Raw genomic sequence first — 20,321 nt, forward strand, 5'->3', positions numbered from 1 at the left:
AGACCTCAGCCCATGAAATTGCGTGATCTCGACATTATCGTCACCGCACCCCCGGCACCGGGATGGGGTGGGCGCTATTGGATTTTGGTCAAGCTGACGACGGACGACGGGATCGTGGGGTGGGGCGAGTGCTATGCCTCCTCCGTCGGGCCGGACGCGATGCGGGCCGTGATCGAGGACGTGTTCGGTCGACATATGGCCGGAGAGAACCCCGAAAACATCGAGCTGATGTTCCGCCGCGCCTATTCCTCGGGCTTCACCCAACGCCCCGACCTGACGGTCATGGGCGCATTTTCGGGCCTTGAGATTGCGTGTTGGGACATCCTTGGCAAAGCGCGCGACCGCCCCGTGCATGCGCTGCTCGGAGGGCGCATGAATGATCGGATCCGCGCCTACACCTACCTTTACCCTCTGCCCCATCACGGGTTGGACGCATTCTGGACCTCGCCCGAGATGGCGGCGGAGTCCGCACTTGATAGCGTCGAACGTGGCTTTACGGCCGTCAAGTTCGACCCAGCAGGCCCCTACACATTGCGCGGCGGGCACATGCCGGGGATGCGCGACATTTCGATGTCTGTCGCGTTTTGCAAGGCCATCCGCGACGCGGTCGGGGATCGTGCGGATCTGCTGTTCGGTACCCACGGGCAGTTCACCACCGCGGGTGCGATCCGTCTGGGTCAGGCGCTTGAGCCCTATTCCCCCCTCTGGTTCGAAGAGCCCATTCCACCGGACGCGGTCGAGGACATGGCCAAGGTGGCCCGCGCCGTGCGCATCCCCGTGGCCACGGGCGAGCGGCTGACGACTAAGGCTGAGTTTGCGCCCATCCTGCGGTCCGGCGCTGCGAGCATCCTGCAACCCGCCCTGGGCCGTGCGGGCGGCATCTGGGAGATGAAAAAGGTCGCCGCCATCGCCGAGGTCTATAACGCGCAGATGGCCCCGCATCTTTATGCAGGCCCCGTTGAGTGGGCGGCCAACATCCACCTCGCCGCGTCCATCCCCAACATCCTGATGTGCGAGACCATTGAAACGCCGTTCCACGATCAGTTGATCAAGGGGACAATCCGGGTCGAGGACGGGTTCATCACACCGCCCACAACCCCCGGCTTGGGGATCGAGGTGGACGAAGACCTCGCCCGCGCGCACCCCTATACCGGCGACGGGTTACACTTGCAGATGCAGGAGGACCCCTGTGACTATGCCAATGGCAATAATTTCGAAGGGGGCGCGCCCGCACCGCGAGACTAGCCGGTCACCTCAAAGTTGATGCGAGGGCGGTTGTCGCCTGCCGCATTGCTTCCCAATTCGATCACACCACTGCCGGTCAGGGCGACTGTCTGGCGGCGGATGAAAAACTCGGGATGGGCTCCGATGGTCAGGGTGCAGCCTGCTGACGAGCTGTCCTTGAACTCCACGATGCCGCCACGCACCGAAATGGCTGCATGGACGCGCGACACCCAGGCATAGGACATCACCAGGTCGCACTGGGTCGAGCGCCCGATTTTCAGTTCACGCCCCTCGGGAATGTCCTGCGCCCAATCTTCGAATGACAGGCGCAGGGTGGTGTTGGCCACGTGTTCGCGCTGGCGGGCCGTAAAGACTGTCGATTGCGACATGAAACTGGTTACGCCGTCCTCGTCATCTTCGATCTCGGCCAGCATTGCAAAGACCTCGGTCGGCGCATCCGTCCCCCGCAAGGTGATTTCGCCCATCGAGCGCAAATCGGACGTTTCACTGGCCGACGCATGTTCGACCAGCTCGCGGCTCATCAGCACTTCGTTCTCTTTGGCCTGTCCGCCGAGGCGCGCCGCGACATTGACGGCGTTTCCAAACAGCTCTTCGCCGCGCCACAATACAGTGCCCCAATGCAGGCCCGCATGCACAGATACTTCGCCCCGCGCGCCCTGTTCAAGGATGCCGCGTGCGGCGGCCATGGCTTGATCGGCGGATTCGAAGAGGCACAGCACATCGTCGCCTTTGGAGCGCACGAATTCGCCCCCCGTTTCAGTGGCGATCCGCTGCATTCCCTCGACGCATTCAAACACCATCCGGCTGGCTTCGGCGTCGCCATAGCGTTGATACAAAGGCGTGCTGCCCGACACATCAGCGAGCAGGATCGCGCGCTCAATACTCATGCCACTGCATCCCCCAGAAATGCGGCCGCGTTCAATATGGCCATCTGTGCTTTCAAATCGTTTGCTTTAACGGCGCTATGATTACACGTCCGTCGCCGCCCCGTCACTATATTTGGTGGCGGGTCCCCAATCTGTGATCCAGGGTCGCTTAGCGATAAAAGCGTATCTGCGCGACGGCAATGTCGGCCTGAAAGACCCGCCCGATTGCAAGCACCCCGATCCGGCGCAGTTGCGTCAGGTCCAATGCGGCCTCGGTTCGGTGTGCAGCGAAACTGTCAAAAGGCAGCCTGATCGTCGTCCATGTAGGCGGCGCCGTGAAGGTGGCGCGATAGGCCTGCCAGGGCCGCGTCAAATCGTTGGTCCTCAGCCGCACTTCGTATGTTTCACCGTTACCCAGCACGTCAATTTCAAGCCCGGTATAGCTCTCTGCCGCCACCGCCTCGGTGTCAAAGGCCATCTGCACAAAGCCGCCATTGTTATCCAGCGAGACGGTTCCGGTCAGCCGCGCCGCGTCGCGCCCCTCAACCGGGCCAACATCAAGCTGCCCGGTCGAAACACCGCCCATGACCGTATCGGCAACGTATTCCCAGTCGGGGTTCAGATCCATTGCGCCCTCCTGCGCCACGGCGGGCGCGCATAGTGTCATCACAATCGCGCAAACCCGCAGGATCACGTGCGCGCCGCCTCGAAGGCGGCCCAAGCGGTTTCGAACTCGGCAAAGGTGATCCGCTTGCCCTTGACCGCCTCGAACACGATCCCTTCGGCGCGCATCAGCGTGGCGATGGCATCCGACAGCCCCGCGACCACATCCGGCGGGATCACGACCGCTCCGTGCCGGTCTGCATGGATCAAGTCGCCGGGCCGGATGTCGAGACCGTGGATGCGCACGGGCTGGTCGTAGTCGACCACATGCACGAACCCATGGCTCGGCCCGATGGACCCGGCCACGACCGGATAGTCAGGGGCCAAATCGCCAAGGTCGCGCATCACCCCGTCCGTCAGCGTGCCCGACAGCCCAAGCGCCTTGTGGATGTTCGTGTTGACCTCGCCCCAATAGGCACCGATGGCGTTGGGCACGTCCAGATCCTGCACGACGCAGACCGACGGGCCGGTCCCTTGGGACATGTATTCGTAATAGGCCATGCGCCGCGCCTTGATCACATCCGCCGCTTCGGTTGGCGGGGCGAGCGCGCGGATGCGGGCGGTGCGCGCATGGCCCACCATCACGCCAGCGGGGTCCGAGGCCAGCATCGTGCCGCGCGTAAACGCGTTGAAGCCGCGCTTGCCCTGCGCCACCTCGATGGCGTTGCAGACCGTTGGGGTGTCGACCGATTTCAGCAGGTCGTGGAGGGCGTCGTCCATGTCCCTACCCCTTCGCCTTGGCGGCACCGGTGCTGAGCGCGTTCAGCTTGGCATAGGCGATCTCGGGATCTACCGAGCCGAAGCCAGCAAAGGTGCCAAAGCCGCAGTCGCTGCCCGCAATTACCCGATCTACGCCCACGATGTCGGTAAAGCGGTCGATGCGTTGGGTCACAAGCTCGGGGTGTTCCACAAAATTGGTGGTGGTGTCCACGACGCCGGGCACCAGCACTTTGTCATCCGGTATCTCGGATTTGCGATCCCGAAACACGGTCCATTCATGGGCGTGGCGCGGGTTCGACGTCTCGAACAACAGATAGCGTGATTTGGTCGACATGAGCGTGGGAAAAACCGTGTCCATGTCGATGTCGCAGGTGTGCGGCCCTTCGTAATTGCCCCAGCAGATATGCACGCGCACCTTGTCGGCGGGCACATCCAAGAGTGCATGGTTCAGCGCCTCGACGTGACTGTCGGCGATCTTGAGAAACTCCTTGTCGCTGAGATCCGAAAACAGCATGTGGCGGCTGAGTGCCAGATCAGGGCAGTCCAGCTGCAAGTCCAGCCCGGCGGCCACGATGGTCTCGTATTCTGCCTTCATCGCATCCGCGAGGGCGGCGAGATAGGCGTCGCGTGTCGGGTAAAAATCGTTCTGCAGAAACAGCGAAATGACCCCCGGCGAGGCGGCGTTCATGAACCCACGCTCCACCCCATGTTTGGCCATGGCCGCCTTGAGGTTGTCGATGTCCTTTTGCAATTCACCCTGCCCGCGGCTCTTGACCTCTCCTGTGCACATGGGGCGCGCGTATTGAGGCGTGCCGCCCCCTTCGGCCAACCGCTTGAGAAAGCTCGGGAATTGCTTGAGGTCAGCAGGCGCATTGCGCGGGCTGTCGCCGGAAAAGCCAGTATAGCGGTCCTTGACGTAGGTGGCGTAGCTGATCTTGGACGTCTCGCCATCGCTCACGATATCGACGCCTGCGGCGGCCTGACGTGCCACCGTGTCATCCACTGCCTTGGTCATCGCAGCATCGAATGCCGCCTGATCGAAAGGTTCGTCGCGTTCGCGCGCAAAGATGAAATCGACCACCTCCTGAGTGCGGGGCAAGCTGCCTGCGTGGGTCGTGAGAATTGCCATCGTCTTATTCCTAGTCCTTGCGCGCCATCAGCACGCTGTGGTTTTGGGTCTCCGGATCTTCGGCCAGAAATCCAGTCATGCGCAGCCCGTTATCCTCGAGGCAGGTGGCATATTCAGCGGGCGAAAGAGAGGCGTGATAGACCGCCTCGCCACCCACCGTCCCGCTGACCTCGCCCGCACGTGGGCCCACGGTTATCAGCAGCGAACCGCCCGGGGCAAGGTGGCGTGCCATGTGCGCGATGCAGCTGCGCTGTGCGTCGGGGCGCAGGTGGAAAAAGCTGTCCCATGCCACGATGCCATCGAAGGTCTCGCCCAGATCGAGGTCGCGCATGTCGGCCTGACGCCAATCGCCATCGGGCCAGCGGGTGCGCGCGATGTCGAGCATGGAGGACGCGAAATCAACGCCCGTAACCGCAAAGCCCTCTGCGATGAACCAGCGCGCAATCGGCTCGCCTGCACCGCAGCCCAGATCGAGCACCCGCGCGCCCGCCGTCAGTCCGTTGGTAAAGCGCGCCAGCCACCGCGCCTCGAACAGGGCGCGCGAGCGTGTCGCGTCATAGGCCGCGGCCTGACGCTCATAGACCTCGCGCGTGTCGTCCGAGGAGGCGTCTATCCCAGCCATGTCGGCCCCGCCGGATCGTCCGTGCCCACGATGTGATACAGCGATGCCTCGCCGGTCATCGAAGGAACCGCAGAGTGGGGCAGGTTTTCAGGCACCGACATCGTGTCGCCCGGGGCCAGCGTGGTCGCACCCTCCTCCCACGTGACACGCCAGTGCCCGCGCATGGGCATCAGGACGGACGGGCGGTCGTGTTGATGCATCGCATCTGTCGCGCTGCCCCGGGTGATGAAATCCACCTCGAAACCGGGCTTGTCGCGGATGATCCCCGTCTCGCCGATCACCTTGCAAGGGTCATGCTGACCAAGCGCCATCATGTCGTGATAGCGGCGCACGCCCATGCCGACGACCTGCATCGGGGTCATCTCGGGGTATCCGTTTAAGTCCTCTTCACTCAGCACCGGCATCGGCTTGACGCCATCCGGCGGGTGCACACCCTTTTTGCTGTCATAAAGTTGGCCGTTCTCGCCCAGAACCAGCCCGTGCGCTTGCGCGTCCTCGATCACTTGCGGAGCCCAGATCACGCCGCCCCCCGCATCATCCCCCCCGAGGATCGCCATGATCATCCCATAGTCGGTGCCGATATTCTCGAACCCCCGAAAGATGCCGGTGGGGATGTTGATGATATCGCCCTCTTCCAGCACGACTTCACCTGCGGTGCCGTAGCGCCCCCAGAAAAAGCGCCAGCGTCCCGACAGAACAAAGAACACCTCGGCAGTGCGGTGACTGTGCAAGCTGTTGCGGCACTTGGGCGGCTGGCCTGCCGCCCCGATGTTGAACCCGTGCGGGATCGCGATGTGCACGTGCTGGTCGGGGGATTCCGACACCCCGCCGCCGATGATGGTAAAGTTCTCTTTCTGATCCGAACCCGGCGTATGGGCGTCGATAAAGGCGGTCTTGCAGGGCATCAGGTCGCCGTAACGCACGATGCGCGGCTCCATCTCGGCGGGGGTCATGGTGTTATCCTTTCGGGTGGCAAAAGCGGGGTGGGCAGCGGGGTGCCCGGTGTGGTGTGGGTGAGGTCGGCGTAAATCCAAACCATGCGGTCGCAGAACCAGACTTTCGGCAGGATGGTGGCGATCAGCCCGAGGATCGTCGCCCACGGGTTCAGCGCGATCAGACCGTAGATCAAGGGCAGCGCGCCAAGGGCGGACAATGCGGTCAGCATATGAGCGGCGCGGATGTGGTGAGCGGGGATGTCATGCCGCTCGCGGGCCAGAAACACCCGTTCGCCCAAGGTGGCCCGCGACGCCCATGACCCGTAGTCGGCAGGCGGCGCAAAGGCGCGCGGGTTGTACCACGTCCACGCCGCAGCGCCTATGAACGCAGGCAGCGCCCACCAGCCAATCCAGACCCGCGCGTAGATCGCCAGAACCAGCAGGGGCAGGCAGGTGAACCGCGTCCAGACGCTCAGCGGGTTGGCATGGCGGTGCCAGTCGGCATCCTCCATCCCCATCAGGTGTTCGGCGGCGCGGTAGATGTCGCTCATCCCTTCCCTTTCTCGGCCAACGCGGCTTCGAGCTCGGCGATGCGGGCGGTCAGCTTATCCATCTCGGGCGCGACAAGCTGCGCGATCTCACCCGCATCAAAGCGCGGCGTAATGAATTGCGGACAGTTCCAGTCGAAGGCAACCAGCTTGATGGTCACGACGCGCTCGACCCGACCCTGCCCCTCGACCGCGACACGCGCGGCAAGGTCAGGGTCGGCATCCACACTTTGAAAGGTGGCGTGGCCCTGCATTTTCAACCGCCCCTTGCGCGGGTAATCCATCAGAAACAGCGACACCCGGTCATCGCCCGCGAGGTTCCCTTGGGATATATGCTGCCTGTTCCCGCGGTAGTCGGCAAAGGCGAGCGTGTGATCGTCGAGCACCTGCAGGAACCCCGCAGGCCCGCCGCGATGCTGGATATAGGGCCAACCGGTTTCCGACACCGTCGCCATATAAAAGGAGGTGCGGCTCGTCACAAAGGCGGCCTCATCCGCGCTCAGCGCATGGGTACGCGCGCCATAGCTGCGCGCGTACATCTCCACCGAGCCTTCAGCCTCTTGCAAGGCTTTGACGGCGGCGGTGAACATCACCTCGTCATATCGCTGCACGCCCCTGCCCCTTCATTGTTCCAAAAATATGCAAAGTCCGACCCTATCCGGTTTGCATCAGGATCTGCTTCCAGATCGCCGTCTCATCAAACAGCGTATATTCGCGGCGCAAGCCCCAGGGGCCGAACTCGGCGTGCGAAATCCCGAGCACATAGACCTCGGCCCCCGTCGGTGCGCCGAAATATCCCCACCCGTCATGTTTGCCATGGAGCGCCCACCGGATCGCGGCGCGCGGCGGCATCAGGTCGTCATCCCGGCCAATCTGGTGGTCGATCGTGAAAGTCGCATCAGGAAAAGAGGCGCGCAACCCCATCCAGAATCGGTCAACGGGACCGTAGCTGTGGCCCGTCACCCCGCCGGGATATTCGGACTGCACCGCCCGGTCATATTCCGCCGGGATCACCGCCATATCGGCCCCCATTATCCTGGTCAAAATGTCGGCGTATTTCGCGCCCCATGCGTTGTCATTGCCGCGCCCCTTGTAGGGGCCGGGTTTGTCCGTGGCGGGGGTCAGCGGCATGCTTGCCTTATCCATCCCGCCTTCACGCTCGATCAGATCAGCGGCAAAGGCCTTCGCCTCCCACCCGATCTGGTTCACGATGGCCGTCTGGTCGCGGATCAGCCATTCATCGTTGATCTGATCATTGATCGCGTGGCAGTCGGCGATGATGCGATAGGTCAGCTTTTTGCCCGACGCCTTGCCGTACATCCCGTCCGCCAAATGGGTCGCGGTCGACAGCAAACGGTGTGACGACAACATCCCCTCTTCCGGCGTGCCGGACCAGATCACATCCTCCCCCAAAAGCGTCCGGTCAGGAAATTCAGCCAGCGTCGCCATCGTCGCCCCGATCACCTTTTCATTGCCGATCACCACCGAGGCGGGCGAGCGCACCACGATGTCGAGGCTGTAATAGTGGTGCAGGGTCGCGATGCCGCGATCCTCCCAGATTTCCTTGGTGATGCCGATGATGTAGTCGGGGAAATCCTTCCACCGGTTCGAAAAGCCCTTCATGGGGTGTATCCTTTGGGTAAGCGGGCCGAGCCGCGCAGGATGAGCGGGCCATCCAGTGCGACACGGCGGGGTTTGGTTTCGGGATCGGCAAGCCGGTCCAGCAGAATATCGACAGTGGCTTCGGCCATTTGACCTGCGGGCTGGCGCACGGTGGTCAGGTCATAGCTCGGCCAGGCGGCCAGCGTCACGTCGTCATAGCCCACAACCGAGACATCATTCGGCACCGACAGGCCGAGGTCAAAGCGCAACACATCCATCACCGCAAAGGCCATATGATCATTGGCGCAAAACACCGCATCCGGGCGGTCGGGCCGGTCGAACATGGTGCGTGCCGCGGCCTTGGCCTTGTCAAAATCAAAGTCGCTGACCCCGCGTGCGAACAGGCTGTGCCCCACCGCCTTCAGCCCCGCGGTGAACCCCGCCTCGCGGTCGCGTTGGGTCGAGGCACCCTCCCATCCGGCGATATGGGCGATGCGTTGATGGCCGCCTGCGATCAGAAATTCCGCCAGCTTGCGTCCGCCATGGTAGTTGTCGGACGTGACAGACGACAGCCGGTCATCATCCTGCGCGCGGTTGAACAGCACGATGGGAATGCCCGCCACCTCGCAGCGCATGGTCAGGTCGTTGGACATGCCGACGGATGCGGCGATGATCCCGTCCACCTGATAATCCAGCAGCTCCTTCATCACCTCGTCAGCCTCTTCGCCCGAGTTCGAGGCCATAAAGACCAGCACGTGATAGCCGCGTTGCTGCAAGCTGCGGCTGAGCCGCTCGATGGCTTCGGGATAGAAATGGTTTTCAAGGTAGGCCACCAACAGACCGATGATGCGGCTGCGCCCGGTGATGAGGCTGCGTGCCAGCACATTGGGGCGATAGCCCAAAGCATCAGCCGCATTGCGCACCTTGTCCGCCGTGCGTTTGGACACGGACGCACCGGGCGTGAACACCCGACTGACGGCCGAGCGGGACACGCCCGCGCGGGCCGCCACATCCAATGCTGTCACCTTGTCGGGCATCAGTCCGCTGTCCACCCCCCGTCGATCAGCATGGATGTGCCCGTGACCATCGCGGATGCGTCCGAGGCCAGAAACAGGACCGCGCCCATGATGTCCTCGACCTCGCCCACGCGGGGCAGCTTGATCTTGTCCATGATCCAGGCGAACCGCTCGGGATCCTCAAACGATTTCTCGGTCAACGCCGTGCGGATGAAGGTTGGGCAGATTGTATTGATGCGAATATTGGCCTTGCCCCATTCGATGGCCATGGCCTTTACCATGCCCTCGACCCCATGCTTGGTCGCGCAATAGACGGCCCGGTCGACGCCGCCCACATGGCCCATCTGGGACGAGATGTGGATGATACTGCCCGGCTTGCCCGCTTGGGTCAGCGCGCGCGCCGCGGCGGTCGACAGGAAATAGGCCCCCCTGAGGTTCAGCGCGACAACCGCATCGAAGTCCTCGGTGCGAGTGTCCAGCGCGGGGCCGTGGCGCGCAAGCCCGGCGGAGTTTACCACGATGTCAAAGGGCGCATCAAAGGCCGCATCGACCGCCGAAATGTCGCTTTGATCCAGCGGCATTGCCTCGGCGCTCCAACCCTGGACTTTCATTGCCTCCACCACATCGGCCAGCACCTCGGCGCGGCGCGCGGCGCAGACCACATGGGCACCCGCCTCGGCCAGCGCCGCAGCGCAGCCAAGCCCGATGCCCGAGGACGCCCCCGTCACCAGCGCGCGCCTGCCGGTCAGATCGAAGGACGGGGTGCGGGGCAGATCACTCATATCGCGCGCCCCGTTTCGGCATCAAACCCCACGCGCGCCTTGTTGAATTCGCGCATGCGGCCCAGCACATCGACCTCGATCTGGTCATACATGTGCAGCAAATCCACCATCACCCAATTCTCCCGTATCAGTCCATTTTCGAGCCGCCAGAAATCGAGGCTGCGCATCGCGATCCTCTTGTTGGTCGGCGGCAATCCCAGCCAGCCGCCATGGGTGATCGTCTGGTACATGTCCGGCCAGCCGGTCACCGCCGCGTAGTTCCGATCGCCAAAGAAGTGATACACGATCTCGTCCACATATTGTCCCCGATCCGGCATTGCGTTCAGAAACGGGATCTGGTGCCAGTTGCGAAAGCCTGCGATGCCACGCCCCGACCCGATGCCCGAAGGGCCATACCACATCATCTTGGGGTGCCAGAGCCGCTCCATCTCCATCAACTCGGGGCCACCCTGGCTCGGGTGCTTCTTGAGATGGGTGAGCATGTCGATGATGTGCTGGCACGTGGCCTGCCCTGCCGCGCTGTCATAAGGGCCCGGCACCAGCCCGTCACAGGTGGCAGGCCCCGGCACATGCCATTCGCGGCCCAAGCTCGGCACCATCGACCAGGCACCTGCCTGCATCATCACCTCGGGAATGTCCCAGAGCCCCTGCGTCTCGACAATCCGGCCCTCACGAATGCGGTAAAATTCGTGAAAGCGCATGTGCACGATGTGGCCCGTGGGCGGAATATCCAGCCAAGGGGCCGTGAAAGTGCCGGCATAGTAACCCCCGCACCCGACCCAGTCATCGCCCTCCGGCGTTGGCCCGGCCATCACAATATGATCGCGTCGCTCAAGGTCGGGAATGGCGTAGATTAGGGGGGCGTAAACGGCATCCATATACGCATCGACGCCTGCAATCGTTTCGAACGGAAAGGCGAGGTTGAACACGACATCGGGCGCGCAAATCTCGCGCAGGACGCCGCGCAGCCCATCGAGGTCGAAGTCATACATCGTCGCACGCAAGGGCGCGATCAGAGCCTTGTTGCGATCATGCGCGCCGCTCATCCCGCCTGCTCCTGCATCCGCGCAAACAGGTCAACACCCATCTGGCCGAAAAGGTGGATCATGTCGACGAACACCCAGTTCTCGGTGAATTGATCCCCCTGCCGTCGCCAGAAATCCAACCCCGAGACTTCAATCGGCGCACCTGTGGCGGCGTGGCCCAGATAGGGGCCGCTATGGGTGCCCACGACCCCCATCGGTCCGGACGCGGCCAGCATTTCGCCTTCGGCAAACAGACCTTCAAGATGCATCACCTTGCGATCGGGAAAGGCGGTCAACCAAGGCTGTTGGTGGAAGACCTCGAACTCGGACAAAGACAGGCACGCCCCAATCCCGCCCGGCCCGTACCACTTGATATTGGGGTGGAAAAACCGGGCCATGCCCATGCTCGACAGATCACTTTCGTCAAAACCGTTGAGGCCGCCGAAGATCAGATCGCGCCCCAGTGCGAGGGTGGCGGCTGTCTCGTCTCCGGGCTGAAGGCCGGTCAAAACACCGTCATAGCCCGTCGGCGCCGGAAAGACATGCGCCGCACCGCGCGGACGCGGGAGAACGGGCAGGTCGATCTGGTCGAACCAGTCCACGAAATCCCAGATCGTCTGGGCATGGGTGATGCGCCCACCTTCGTCGAAGCGCAGGAAGTCAGCCCATCGGATGCGCAGATCGTGGTCGGTTGCCGGAATGCCGAAGATCGGTGCAACCGCCCGACCAGAAAGATAGCCCGTCCCCCCGACCCAGTGAGCCGCGTCGATGCGCCCGTCCTCGTAGGCCTGCGAGGCCCCGGCCATCAGGATGTGCGTCTGCCGCGTCAGACCTGACATGCCAGCATGAAACGGCGCAAATAACGCCTCGATGACCGCGGGACCGCTCGTCTGCGCACCAATGGGGGCCGGCGCGTGCCAGTGCGCCACGTCGCGTAACAGCGGTAGTGCCGCCGTTGGATCACGATCCAGCGCCGCCCAAAGCGAGCGGGCCGTGTTCTTGTTGCGCTGATGTGGATCGACACTCATCGAGGGTCTTCTTCTCTGTTCCAAAAATCCTGAGGGGAGGCGCAGTCGGCGGCAAAGCCCCCCAGTGAAAATCGCGTGGCGCAGCCTCTACTCAGCAGCATCCCGCGCGGGCGCGCCGGTGCCATAGGGTACGTTGATCCCGCCGTAGCGGCGCACCCTTAGATTGCACTGTTCCGCGTGCCCGACAAAACCTTCGAGCATACATAGGCGTGAGCCATAGGCTCCGATTTCCGCCGCCGCCTCGTCCGTGGTGACCTTCTGATAGGAATGCGTCTTGAGGTATTTGCCGACCCACAACCCGCCCGTATACCGCCCCGCTTTCTTCGTCGGCAGAGTGTGGTTGGTGCCGATGACCTTGTCGCCATTGGCCACGTTGGTGCGCGCACCAAGGAACAGCGCGCCGTAGCAGGTCATGTGCTCAAGAAACCAGTCATCGCGGTCGGTCATAACCTGCACATGTTCGGAGGCGATGTCGTCGGCGACCTCGAGCATCTCCTCATAGGTGTCGCACAGGATCACCTCACCGTAATCCTGCCAGCTTGTGCGGGCGGTGTCGGCGGTGGGCAGGATTCTGAGGATCCGCTCGATCTCGTCCATGGTGGCCTCGGCCAGTTTGCGCGAGTTGGTCAGCAGGACGGCGGGCGAATTGTACCCATGTTCGGCCTGCCCGAGCAGATCGGTGGCACACAACTCCGCATCCACGGTCTCATCGGCGATCACCATTGTTTCGGTCGGCCCTGCGAACAGGTCGATACCGACCTTGCCGAACAGTTGCCGTTTCGCCTCGGCCACGAACGCGTTGCCCGGCCCGACCAGCATATGCACCGGGTCAATGGTTTCGGTCCCCAAGGCCATGGCCCCGATGGCCTGAATGCCGCCCATCACGTAGATCTCGTGCGCCCCGCCCATATGCATGGCGGCAATCACCGCCGGGTTGGGCTTGCCCTTGAAGGGGGGCGTGCAGGCGATGATGCGCGGGACGCCCGCCACCGATGCAGTGGCCACCGACATATGCGCCGAAGCGACCATAGGAAACTTGCCGCCGGGCACATAGCAGCCCACGGACTGTACGGGGATGTTCTTGTGGCCGAGGATCACGCCGGGCATCGTTTCGACCTCGATATCCAGCATCGAATCCCGTTGGGCCTGGGCGAAATTGCGCACCTGTTCCTGCGCGAACGCGATATCAGCCATTTCGCGCGGCGTGAGTTGCGCGATAAGATCATCGATCTCGGACTGTGACAGCTTGAAACTCTCTGGCGCGTAATTGTCGAACTTTTCGCTCAGGCGGTGCACCGCAGCATCGCCGTTGGCCGCGATGTCGGCCAGCGTGTCCTCCACGATCTTGCGGGTCTTGGCGTCGTCCTCATCCCGTTCCGTCTCGGGCTTGCCGTGTTTGAGATATTCGATTGTCATATCGTCACCTGTCGTTGTCGGGGCGCGGCGGGGTCTTGTCGCCGCGATCAAAGGCTTCCCAGCCTTCCCCGTTGAAAACATCCACGCCCAGCTGGGCGAGCACGTGCGGAAAATCGACCATCACGTAGTTGTCCGTGATGCGTTGGTCCTCGACTTTCCAGAAATCCATGTAGCGGATCTCGATCCGCTTGCCGGTGGGGGCGACACCCATGAAGGTGCCGGAATGCGTCGCCTCCTGCCGCCCAAAGGCCGCCGCCCACTCGCCCATGTAAAGGCGGGCTTCATCCACACAGACCTTGTCCGAGAACGCAGCCTGAAAGGGGCGCTGCCAGTTGTCCTGAAACTCCTGCAGGCCATTCTTCGTGCCGCAGCCTTGGTTACCTATCCAGCGGAAAGACTGTGCAAAGAACTGCCCGATGTCGTCGATCCGGTGGTCGTTGAGGCCATCGACCATCCCTTCGATCACCGCGCGGGTTTCGTCCGTCTTGGACATGTCTGTGTCGCGGGTCAGGATTGCCTGTTCGGGTCGTGATCCTTTCATGGGGCAGACGCCTCCGGCGGGCATATTTGGGGAACAATGAAACGCCGGGTCATCCTTTGACAGCTCCGGCTGTGAGCCCCGACACGATCTGGCGCTGGAACACCATGACCAGAAGGAACAGGGGCGCTGTGATCGACACCGCCGCCGCCACCGCCTCGACCTGATCGGTGGTCGTGGTTTCGCGGTTGAAATAGCCCGCGATGGCTGGAACCATCGTCTGGTTCTGCGCATCGAGCAGCAGGGCGGTGACGAGGAAGTCGTTGTACCCCAGAAGGAAACTGAACAGTCCTGTCGTGATGACCCCCGGCCACATGACCGGCATGATCACCCGGCGGAAGGCCTGAAAGTGGCTGCATCCATCGACGCGCGCCGCCTCGTCCAGTTCTGCCGGAATGTTCTGGAAGAAAGAGCGTAACATCCAGATGGTGAAGGGCTGGTTGATCGCCACGAGCACGGCGATGATCGCCCAGGGTTGGCCATAAAGCGTCGGGCTGAGATCGCCTAGGATCGGGCGCAGGATCTCTGCCGAGTTGATGAACCACGGCAGGTAGCCCGCTACCAGCACCGAGTGGGGCAGCGCGCGAAACACCAGCGCGATGATCAGCAACCAAAAGGCCAGATCAGAGCCGGACCGCGCCAGCCCGTAGCCTGCCAGCGTCCCAACGGTCAGCGAAACGGTCACGACCCCGGCCGTCACGATCATCGAGTTCATGAAGTTGCGGTAGAACTGGTTTTCCACCCACACGGCCACATAATGCTCGGTCGTGAGCCCGAGGATCGGCGCGCCAAGTGGCCCCGCAATCGCGTTGAGCGCACCAAAGACATATGGCAATACGCCGAAAAAGATCAGCACAAACAGCAGACCATAGGCCGCCGCCCCCACGAGCCATCCCAGCACGATGAAGCCGGGGGGCGAGAACTGTTCCACCAGTCCGGGCAACCGGGTAAAGGCCCACCGGACCGCAAAATACAGGCCAGCCAGCCCGAGGACGATATCGATCAGGCTGAGCCCGTTTCCGGCGGCGCGGGTGGCCGGGCCGGTGATCACATCCCACGCACTTGCCGCAAAGGCGTCGCGCGGGGATTTCACGCTCATCACCGCGATCCACACGATGGGAAAGGCTGCGATCAGGCACCAGAAGGCGAGGAATGCGCCGGAAAAAATCTTGAGCGATAGCGGTTGTGCAGTGGCTTTCGACATCAGTGCGCCCCTCCCTTGTGGTCGCGCCATGTGCGGCGCAGTGGCAGGATCAGCAGGAACACGATGCCGATCATGGTGAGCATCGCACTGGCCGCCGCCCGGCTGATCGCCCGGTTGCCGGCATCGTCCGGCGTCAGGAAATCGAAGGTCAGCCATTGCAGCGAAATGACATGCGCCTGGGAGCGGAAGCCGATGATCTCGTCAAAGACGCGGTAGCAATCCATCAGATGGATCAGCGCGATGAAAATGATCAGAGGCATGAGATGTGGAATGATCACATAACGCAGCCGTTCGAACCGCGACGCGCCGTCGATGATCGCACTTTCGAGCGTGTCCATGTTGACCGTTTGCAGACCTGCGTAAAAGATTACGAAGGCGAAGGGGGCCACGTGCCAGACCCGATAGAAATACATCAGCAACTCGATGGTCCAGGCTTGCGCGAACATCGCGATGTCCTGTCCCGTCCATCGCTCGAGCGTCGCCGTCAGGATGCCGTCGCCCACAAACAGCCAGTAAATCGACAGTGACCCGATCACCGGCGTGATGATGAAGGGCAGCAAGGATATGAAGATCACCGGCCCGCGCAGCGACTTGGCTGCGTTGTTGACCGCCAACGCGATCATCAGCCCAACACCGACCACCAGCGGCAACGTCACCAGCGTGAACATCAGCGTGAACCGCAGCGCCTTCCAGAAGTCGATCTGCAGAATGTCGGAGAAGTTGCCCGACCCGACGGCCGCCCAGACCTTATCCATTTGCAGCACGTTCTTGTAGCTTTGGAAGCCGACCCAGGCCGTCGTGGTCTGGGTCTTGCCCGTCTCTTCATCGATGATGGGCACCGTCTTGACCTCGGTGGTGCAGGTCTGGGTGAGGAAACCGGGGGTGCAGGTTTCGACCTCGATCTGTTGCATGACCGGTTGGGTGATCTGAAACGACTGGATGAACACCGAAATGAGCGGGGCGGCAATAAAAAGCAGCATCATGAACAGCGATGGCCCGACGAACCAGACGAAGGTCTTGAACTTCATGCGATATTCCTTTGGTCGGGTCGGGCGGCGTTGGCGACAAAGCCGCCGATTTGCCAGCCGATCATCATCGAGGGGGCATTGGTGTTGGCCGTGGTGATGCGCGGCATGACGCTGGCATCGGCAACCCAGAGGTTTTGTGCGCCCCTGACCGCGCCGGTTGCGTCGAGCGGGCCGCCAAGCGCCACGGTGCCCACGGGGTGATAGGCCGTGCCGGCACGGGTCCTGATCGTTTCGCGCAGCGCATCTCCGGTCACATCCGCACCGGGAAACGCTTCGGGCGCGCGACGGCCCTTGAAGTCGGTCTTGGCAAGCAGGCCGCGCAGCTTTTCCACGCCGCGCACCATGTCATCGAGATCTTTGGCCTCGCCGAACAGGTTCAGATCGATCAGCGGGGTGTCACGATCCACCCCGATCCGCAAGCGCCCGCGCGAGCGCGGTTGGCACAGGCACACATCCGCGAAATACCCTGATCCCCAGATGATCGCGCGGCCCTGCCAGCCCATCAGGAAGGGCAGGAAATGGGTCTGGACCTGCGGCGCGGCGTTATGATCAAGCGCATAGAACGCGCCCGCCTCAACGGTGTTGGAGGCGAGCCGCCCCGAGCGCATCAGCAGCCATTGGAACGGCGACAAGGCCCATGCCGGCAATTGGGCCAGCGTCAGACCGTAGCCTGACCCCTGCCCCTTGAAATGCAAACCGAAGCCTGGATGATCGTGCAGGTTTGCACCCACGCCGGTGGCGTCGATGCGCACCGCAATCCCGGCAGCGCGCAGATCGTCAGCCGGGCCGATGCCCGAACGCATCAGGATCATCGGGCTTTCGATGCTGCCTGCGGACAGGATCACCCCTGCGCGGGCCATCAGCCTGCGCCCGTCGCGCAACGTGACCCCGGTGGCGCGGGTGCCCTCGAAGGTCACGTGATCCACTTCGGCGTTCGTGATGACGCGCGCACCCGAGGGGCGCAGGAAACCGTCAGCCGCCGACCAGCGCGCGCCGTTGCGCATATTGGTGTGAAAGACGCCCGCGCTTTCGCGTTCGGGCGTGGGCGGGGCATGAGGATCATTAGCCGCGAACATCGCGCCGAAGGCTTCGGAGAGCGGGTGCGGGTGGGGCAAGCGGGCGGGCGTCATGCGCGCCTCCACGTCCTCATAGGCAGCCCAGACCGTATCCGCGTCCCATCCCGGCAGACCCCAGGCATCAAAATCCGCACGGGTGCCGCGAAACCAGACCATCGAATTGATCGACCCCGACCCGCCCAGCATCCGACCGCGCGGCACGGACACTTCCCGACCGCCTGCCGCCGCCATGGGCACGGTCTTGCGTTTCCAGTTCCTCCGGTCGGAGCCAAGCAGGTTGACCAAGCCAAACGGCACCTTGACGCGGATATCACGATCCGACGGCCCCGCCTCGATCACGCATACGCGTGCGCCCGGTTGTTCGGCAAGACGCGCAGCAACCGCGCATCCAGCGGAGCCACCGCCCACAACGATATGATCGAACTCAGTTTGCATTTGTCCCCCGGTGAACGTCGGCTGGCCAGGGACATCCCCGGCCAGCCTCGTGAGTGGTGCTTATTCCAGCACGCCGGCTTCTTTGGCCGAGGTCGTGTAGGCTTCTTCGACCGCGACCAGAGTGGCCGCCGCGTCACGCTCGCCCGTCAGGAAGGCGGGCAGCTCGTTGCCAAGGGCCGTGTGCAGCAGACCCATCTGCGTGGTCGAAGGGTATGCCGGAGGCGCGGGCGATGCGGTGGCGGTATCAATCGCACCTTTGGCCAGCGGGCCAGGCTCGTAGCCGGGGATCAGCCAGATCGCGGCTTCGTTGTTGGCCTTGACCATCTCTTCGTCCAGACCTTCCATCGCTAGACGGAAGGCCGCGTCAGCCTCCTCGTCGGTGATGTTGGCAGCGATCACGATACCGTCCCACCACAGGGTCGTGGCAGGCGCGCCACCGTCCATGGCAATCGGAGCGGCAGCCATCTTGACCTTGCCGACAACCGAGCTTTCGGCTTCGTCATCCATCGCGCCGCCGCGGCTGGCCCACAGGTTCGACATGGCGATCTTGCCCTGCTGGAACTGCTGCTGCACGTAGGTGGAGTCGCTGACCAGCACCTCCGGATCGGTGTAGTCCAGCGTCTTGGCCATCGTCTCGAGCGCCTTAACACCCGCGTCGGAATTCACCGCCGTGGTGTTGTCATCGTTGAAGAACTCACCGCCAAAGCCGGGATACATGTTGACGAATTCCTGAGCCAGGTTCCAGCCGGATTTCATGGTCGCGCCGATGGCGTGATCTACAACACCCGCTTCCTTGATGGTTTCGGCAGCCGCGAACACCTCGTCCCATGTGGTGGGCGTTTCGATGCCCAGATCGTTGAAGATATCCTCGCGGTACATCAGGTGCTGGGTGTTGACCATCATGGCCACAGCCATGATCTTGCCGTCGACCTTGATCAACTGGTTCGGCGCAAGGTTCTGGCCATATTTGGCAACCAGATCATCGAGCGGGCGAATGGTGCCTGCGTTCAGCAGCGGCGTGATCGTGCCGTTGGACACACCACCGATTTGGTAGAGCGACGGGTTCGCCTCGAATGCCGCAGGCTGCTTGGTGCGGAATTCCTGATCCAGCTCTGCCTGGAAGTTGCCGCACTCGGCCATCGCGTCCGTGACGGCTTTCCACGCTTCAAAACCCGCGCTCAGCGATTTCAGTGGCACGTCGTTTTCGTAGGCGCATGCGGCGAAAGCCGATGTCCCCATAAGCGAGACAGCGCCCGCCAGTGCCAGTTTCTTCAAATACATATGCAAACTCCCTGTTGCGTTTAGGTGCCAGTGCATCTTGCAAGCCTGCACTGACTGTTATGACCCGTCCGGGTGCCCCCGGAGCGAGCGGTTGCCCTCAGGCCAGGCGTTCGCCCGACGAGGATGAGAAGGCATGACAAATGCCCGCCGGAACCGAGAACGACACAGTGTCGCCAATCTCGGCCCGAAATTCCTTGTGCGCTTTGACCGACACAAGCTGCCCGCCGGCGCGCACCGTCAGCATGGTCGCGTCCCCAAGCAGCTCAATTGTGTAAAGCGGTGCGGTGATCTGACCGCCCGCATCAGCGACGCTGGCGTCCTCGGCGCGGAAGCCCAAGGTGACGGGGCCATCCGGCGCGCTCAGCCCCGAAATGCTGACCTTGTCGCCGGTAAAGGTGCCGCCCGCCATCGTACCGTCCATGAGGTTCATGGCAGGCGAGCCGATGAAGCTGGCGACGAACGTGTTGGCCGGGTTGTCATAGATTTCGGTGGGCGTGCCGACCTGCTGCACCTTCCCCTGCTTCATCACCACAACGCGGTCGGCCAGCGTCATCGCCTCAATCTGGTCGTGGGTCACGTAGACGGTCGTGACCTTCAACTCGTGGCTCAGGTTCTTGATCTGGGCACGGGTGCTGACGCGCAGCTTGGCATCGAGGTTCGACAGGGGTTCGTCCATGAGGAACACGTTGGGTTCACGCACAATGGCGCGCGCCAAGGCAACGCGCTGACGCTGCCCCCCCGAAAGTTCGGCCGGCTTGCGGTGCAGAAACTCGTCGAGTTCCACCATGGCGCTGGCCCGATGCACCCGCTCGTCATGGGTGGCGGGGTCGGCCTTGCGCACCTTCAGCGGAAAGCGGATATTTTCGTAGACGTTGAGGTGCGGATATAGCCCGTAGGACTGGAACACCATCGCCACATCGCGGTCCTTTGGGTCCAGATCGTTGACCCGGTTGCCGTCAATGATGATGTCGCCTTCGGTTGCGTCCTCAAGCCCGGCAATCATGCGCATCGTCGTGGTCTTGCCACAGCCCGACGGCCCCAAAAGCACCAGAAATTCCTGATCAGCGATGGTCAGATCAAAGTTGTCGACCCCCACAAAGGAGCCCCACCGCTTGTTGATATTGCGCAATTGGATTTCGGCCATCGGAGTCCCCCGTCGCGG

Annotated in this window: 21 protein-coding genes; 1 reads left to right on the forward strand and 20 read right to left on the reverse strand. The window is 62.8% G+C overall.

The genetic code is table 11. The annotated features are described in order from the left end of the window. The first annotated feature begins 12 nt into the window (after window positions 1-12). Window positions 13-1,245 (forward strand): mandelate racemase/muconate lactonizing enzyme family protein, encoded by a 1,233-nt coding sequence (locus Q0908_RS04215; protein WP_299281221.1) that lies wholly within the window; start codon window positions 13-15, stop codon window positions 1,243-1,245. Here the strand turns inward: Q0908_RS04215 and Q0908_RS04220 are convergent. From Q0908_RS04220 to Q0908_RS04315, 20 genes are all read right to left on the reverse strand, one after another. After that, window positions 1,242-2,132, reverse strand: a complete 891-nt coding sequence (locus tag Q0908_RS04220) for an adenylate/guanylate cyclase domain-containing protein (RefSeq protein ID WP_299281223.1) — start codon at window positions 2,130-2,132, stop codon at window positions 1,242-1,244. The genes Q0908_RS04215 and Q0908_RS04220 overlap by 4 nt on opposite strands. Before the next feature lie 148 nt (window positions 2,133-2,280). Further along, on the reverse strand, window positions 2,281-2,739 hold the full coding sequence (locus Q0908_RS04225; protein ID WP_299281225.1) for a CIA30 family protein: 459 nt from the start codon (window positions 2,737-2,739) through the stop codon (window positions 2,281-2,283). 62 nt (window positions 2,740-2,801) lie between these two features. After that, a complete protein-coding gene (locus Q0908_RS04230; protein ID WP_299281226.1) occupies window positions 2,802-3,494 on the reverse strand; it encodes an RraA family protein in 693 nt (230 codons plus the stop codon). Window positions 3,495-3,498: 4 nt separating this feature from the next. Then, on the reverse strand, window positions 3,499-4,623 hold the full coding sequence (locus Q0908_RS04235; protein ID WP_299281228.1) for a cobalamin-independent methionine synthase II family protein: 1,125 nt from the start codon (window positions 4,621-4,623) through the stop codon (window positions 3,499-3,501). A gap of 10 nt (window positions 4,624-4,633) precedes the next feature. Further along, window positions 4,634-5,245 carry a class I SAM-dependent methyltransferase gene (locus tag Q0908_RS04240; protein WP_299281230.1) on the reverse strand — a complete coding sequence of 204 codons (612 nt, stop codon included), beginning with the start codon at window positions 5,243-5,245 and terminating at the stop codon, window positions 4,634-4,636. Beyond that, complete coding sequence (locus tag Q0908_RS04245) at window positions 5,233-6,198, reverse strand: cupin domain-containing protein (RefSeq protein ID WP_299281232.1); 966 nt, start codon at window positions 6,196-6,198, stop codon at window positions 5,233-5,235. The genes Q0908_RS04240 and Q0908_RS04245 overlap by 13 nt, the downstream gene beginning before the upstream one ends. After that, the gene (locus tag Q0908_RS04250) at window positions 6,195-6,731 is read right to left on the reverse strand and encodes a DUF6653 family protein (protein ID WP_299281234.1); all 537 of its coding nucleotides are present in this window, start codon (window positions 6,729-6,731) and stop codon (window positions 6,195-6,197) included. The genes Q0908_RS04245 and Q0908_RS04250 overlap by 4 nt, the downstream gene beginning before the upstream one ends. After that, window positions 6,728-7,339 carry a pyridoxamine 5'-phosphate oxidase family protein gene (locus tag Q0908_RS04255; RefSeq protein WP_299281236.1) on the reverse strand — a complete coding sequence of 204 codons (612 nt, stop codon included), beginning with the start codon at window positions 7,337-7,339 and terminating at the stop codon, window positions 6,728-6,730. The genes Q0908_RS04250 and Q0908_RS04255 overlap by 4 nt, the downstream gene beginning before the upstream one ends. A 43-nt stretch (window positions 7,340-7,382) precedes the next feature. After that, window positions 7,383-8,351 carry an ester cyclase gene (locus Q0908_RS04260; RefSeq protein WP_299281237.1) on the reverse strand — a complete coding sequence of 323 codons (969 nt, stop codon included), beginning with the start codon at window positions 8,349-8,351 and terminating at the stop codon, window positions 7,383-7,385. After that, window positions 8,348-9,367: a LacI family DNA-binding transcriptional regulator gene (locus Q0908_RS04265; RefSeq protein ID WP_299281239.1), complete on the reverse strand. Its 1,020-nt coding sequence runs from the start codon at window positions 9,365-9,367 to the stop codon at window positions 8,348-8,350. Before Q0908_RS04265 ends, Q0908_RS04260 begins: the two co-directional genes overlap by 4 nt. Continuing rightward, a complete protein-coding gene (locus tag Q0908_RS04270) occupies window positions 9,367-10,128 on the reverse strand; it encodes an SDR family oxidoreductase (protein ID WP_299281241.1) in 762 nt (253 codons plus the stop codon). Before Q0908_RS04270 ends, Q0908_RS04265 begins: the two co-directional genes overlap by 1 nt. Next, window positions 10,125-11,174: an ester cyclase gene (locus Q0908_RS04275; RefSeq protein WP_299281243.1), complete on the reverse strand. Its 1,050-nt coding sequence runs from the start codon at window positions 11,172-11,174 to the stop codon at window positions 10,125-10,127. Before Q0908_RS04275 ends, Q0908_RS04270 begins: the two co-directional genes overlap by 4 nt. Then, on the reverse strand, window positions 11,171-12,181 hold the full coding sequence (locus Q0908_RS04280; protein WP_299281244.1) for a nuclear transport factor 2 family protein: 1,011 nt from the start codon (window positions 12,179-12,181) through the stop codon (window positions 11,171-11,173). Before Q0908_RS04280 ends, Q0908_RS04275 begins: the two co-directional genes overlap by 4 nt. An 87-nt stretch (window positions 12,182-12,268) precedes the next feature. Further along, on the reverse strand, window positions 12,269-13,597 hold the full coding sequence (gene hisD / locus Q0908_RS04285; protein ID WP_299281246.1) for a histidinol dehydrogenase: 1,329 nt from the start codon (window positions 13,595-13,597) through the stop codon (window positions 12,269-12,271). Between the two features lie 4 nt (window positions 13,598-13,601). Continuing rightward, window positions 13,602-14,138, reverse strand: coding sequence for an ester cyclase (locus tag Q0908_RS04290; protein ID WP_299281248.1), 537 nt, complete (start codon window positions 14,136-14,138; stop codon window positions 13,602-13,604). Between the two features lie 49 nt (window positions 14,139-14,187). Beyond that, the gene (locus tag Q0908_RS04295) at window positions 14,188-15,339 is read right to left on the reverse strand and encodes a carbohydrate ABC transporter permease (RefSeq protein WP_299281250.1); all 1,152 of its coding nucleotides are present in this window, start codon (window positions 15,337-15,339) and stop codon (window positions 14,188-14,190) included. After that, window positions 15,339-16,367 carry a sugar ABC transporter permease gene (locus Q0908_RS04300; RefSeq protein WP_299281252.1) on the reverse strand — a complete coding sequence of 343 codons (1,029 nt, stop codon included), beginning with the start codon at window positions 16,365-16,367 and terminating at the stop codon, window positions 15,339-15,341. Before Q0908_RS04300 ends, Q0908_RS04295 begins: the two co-directional genes overlap by 1 nt. Then, the gene (locus Q0908_RS04305; protein WP_299281254.1) at window positions 16,364-17,878 is read right to left on the reverse strand and encodes a GMC family oxidoreductase N-terminal domain-containing protein; all 1,515 of its coding nucleotides are present in this window, start codon (window positions 17,876-17,878) and stop codon (window positions 16,364-16,366) included. Before Q0908_RS04305 ends, Q0908_RS04300 begins: the two co-directional genes overlap by 4 nt. Before the next feature lie 60 nt (window positions 17,879-17,938). Then, window positions 17,939-19,159 (reverse strand): extracellular solute-binding protein, encoded by a 1,221-nt coding sequence (locus tag Q0908_RS04310; RefSeq protein ID WP_299281256.1) that lies wholly within the window; start codon window positions 19,157-19,159, stop codon window positions 17,939-17,941. Window positions 19,160-19,256: 97 nt separating this feature from the next. Beyond that, window positions 19,257-20,303, reverse strand: a complete 1,047-nt coding sequence (locus tag Q0908_RS04315) for an ABC transporter ATP-binding protein (protein WP_299281257.1) — start codon at window positions 20,301-20,303, stop codon at window positions 19,257-19,259. Between the last annotated feature and the right edge of the window lie 18 nt (window positions 20,304-20,321).

Source organism: uncultured Tateyamaria sp. (genome assembly GCF_947494755.1).
GTDB lineage: Bacteria > Pseudomonadota > Alphaproteobacteria > Rhodobacterales > Rhodobacteraceae > Tateyamaria.

Coding starts and splice junctions, on each gene's coding strand:
- Q0908_RS04225 (WP_299281225.1), bottom strand. CDS start 2,739: ATGGATCTGAACCCCGACTGGGAATACGTTGCCGATACGGTCATGGGC.
- Q0908_RS04305 (WP_299281254.1), bottom strand. CDS start 17,878: ATGCAAACTGAGTTCGATCATATCGTTGTGGGCGGTGGCTCCGCTGGA.
- Q0908_RS04235 (WP_299281228.1), bottom strand. CDS start 4,623: ATGGCAATTCTCACGACCCACGCAGGCAGCTTGCCCCGCACTCAGGAG.
- Q0908_RS04215 (WP_299281221.1), top strand. CDS start 13: ATGAAATTGCGTGATCTCGACATTATCGTCACCGCACCCCCGGCACCG.
- Q0908_RS04260 (WP_299281237.1), bottom strand. CDS start 8,351: ATGAAGGGCTTTTCGAACCGGTGGAAGGATTTCCCCGACTACATCATC.
- Q0908_RS04220 (WP_299281223.1), bottom strand. CDS start 2,132: ATGAGTATTGAGCGCGCGATCCTGCTCGCTGATGTGTCGGGCAGCACG.
- hisD (WP_299281246.1), bottom strand. CDS start 13,597: ATGACAATCGAATATCTCAAACACGGCAAGCCCGAGACGGAACGGGAT.
- Q0908_RS04245 (WP_299281232.1), bottom strand. CDS start 6,198: ATGACCCCCGCCGAGATGGAGCCGCGCATCGTGCGTTACGGCGACCTG.
- Q0908_RS04265 (WP_299281239.1), bottom strand. CDS start 9,367: ATGCCCGACAAGGTGACAGCATTGGATGTGGCGGCCCGCGCGGGCGTG.
- Q0908_RS04230 (WP_299281226.1), bottom strand. CDS start 3,494: ATGGACGACGCCCTCCACGACCTGCTGAAATCGGTCGACACCCCAACG.
- Q0908_RS04270 (WP_299281241.1), bottom strand. CDS start 10,128: ATGAGTGATCTGCCCCGCACCCCGTCCTTCGATCTGACCGGCAGGCGC.
- Q0908_RS04280 (WP_299281244.1), bottom strand. CDS start 12,181: ATGAGTGTCGATCCACATCAGCGCAACAAGAACACGGCCCGCTCGCTT.
- Q0908_RS04275 (WP_299281243.1), bottom strand. CDS start 11,174: ATGAGCGGCGCGCATGATCGCAACAAGGCTCTGATCGCGCCCTTGCGT.
- Q0908_RS04250 (WP_299281234.1), bottom strand. CDS start 6,731: ATGAGCGACATCTACCGCGCCGCCGAACACCTGATGGGGATGGAGGAT.
- Q0908_RS04300 (WP_299281252.1), bottom strand. CDS start 16,367: ATGAAGTTCAAGACCTTCGTCTGGTTCGTCGGGCCATCGCTGTTCATG.
- Q0908_RS04315 (WP_299281257.1), bottom strand. CDS start 20,303: ATGGCCGAAATCCAATTGCGCAATATCAACAAGCGGTGGGGCTCCTTT.
- Q0908_RS04240 (WP_299281230.1), bottom strand. CDS start 5,245: ATGGCTGGGATAGACGCCTCCTCGGACGACACGCGCGAGGTCTATGAG.
- Q0908_RS04310 (WP_299281256.1), bottom strand. CDS start 19,159: ATGTATTTGAAGAAACTGGCACTGGCGGGCGCTGTCTCGCTTATGGGG.
- Q0908_RS04295 (WP_299281250.1), bottom strand. CDS start 15,339: ATGTCGAAAGCCACTGCACAACCGCTATCGCTCAAGATTTTTTCCGGC.
- Q0908_RS04290 (WP_299281248.1), bottom strand. CDS start 14,138: ATGAAAGGATCACGACCCGAACAGGCAATCCTGACCCGCGACACAGAC.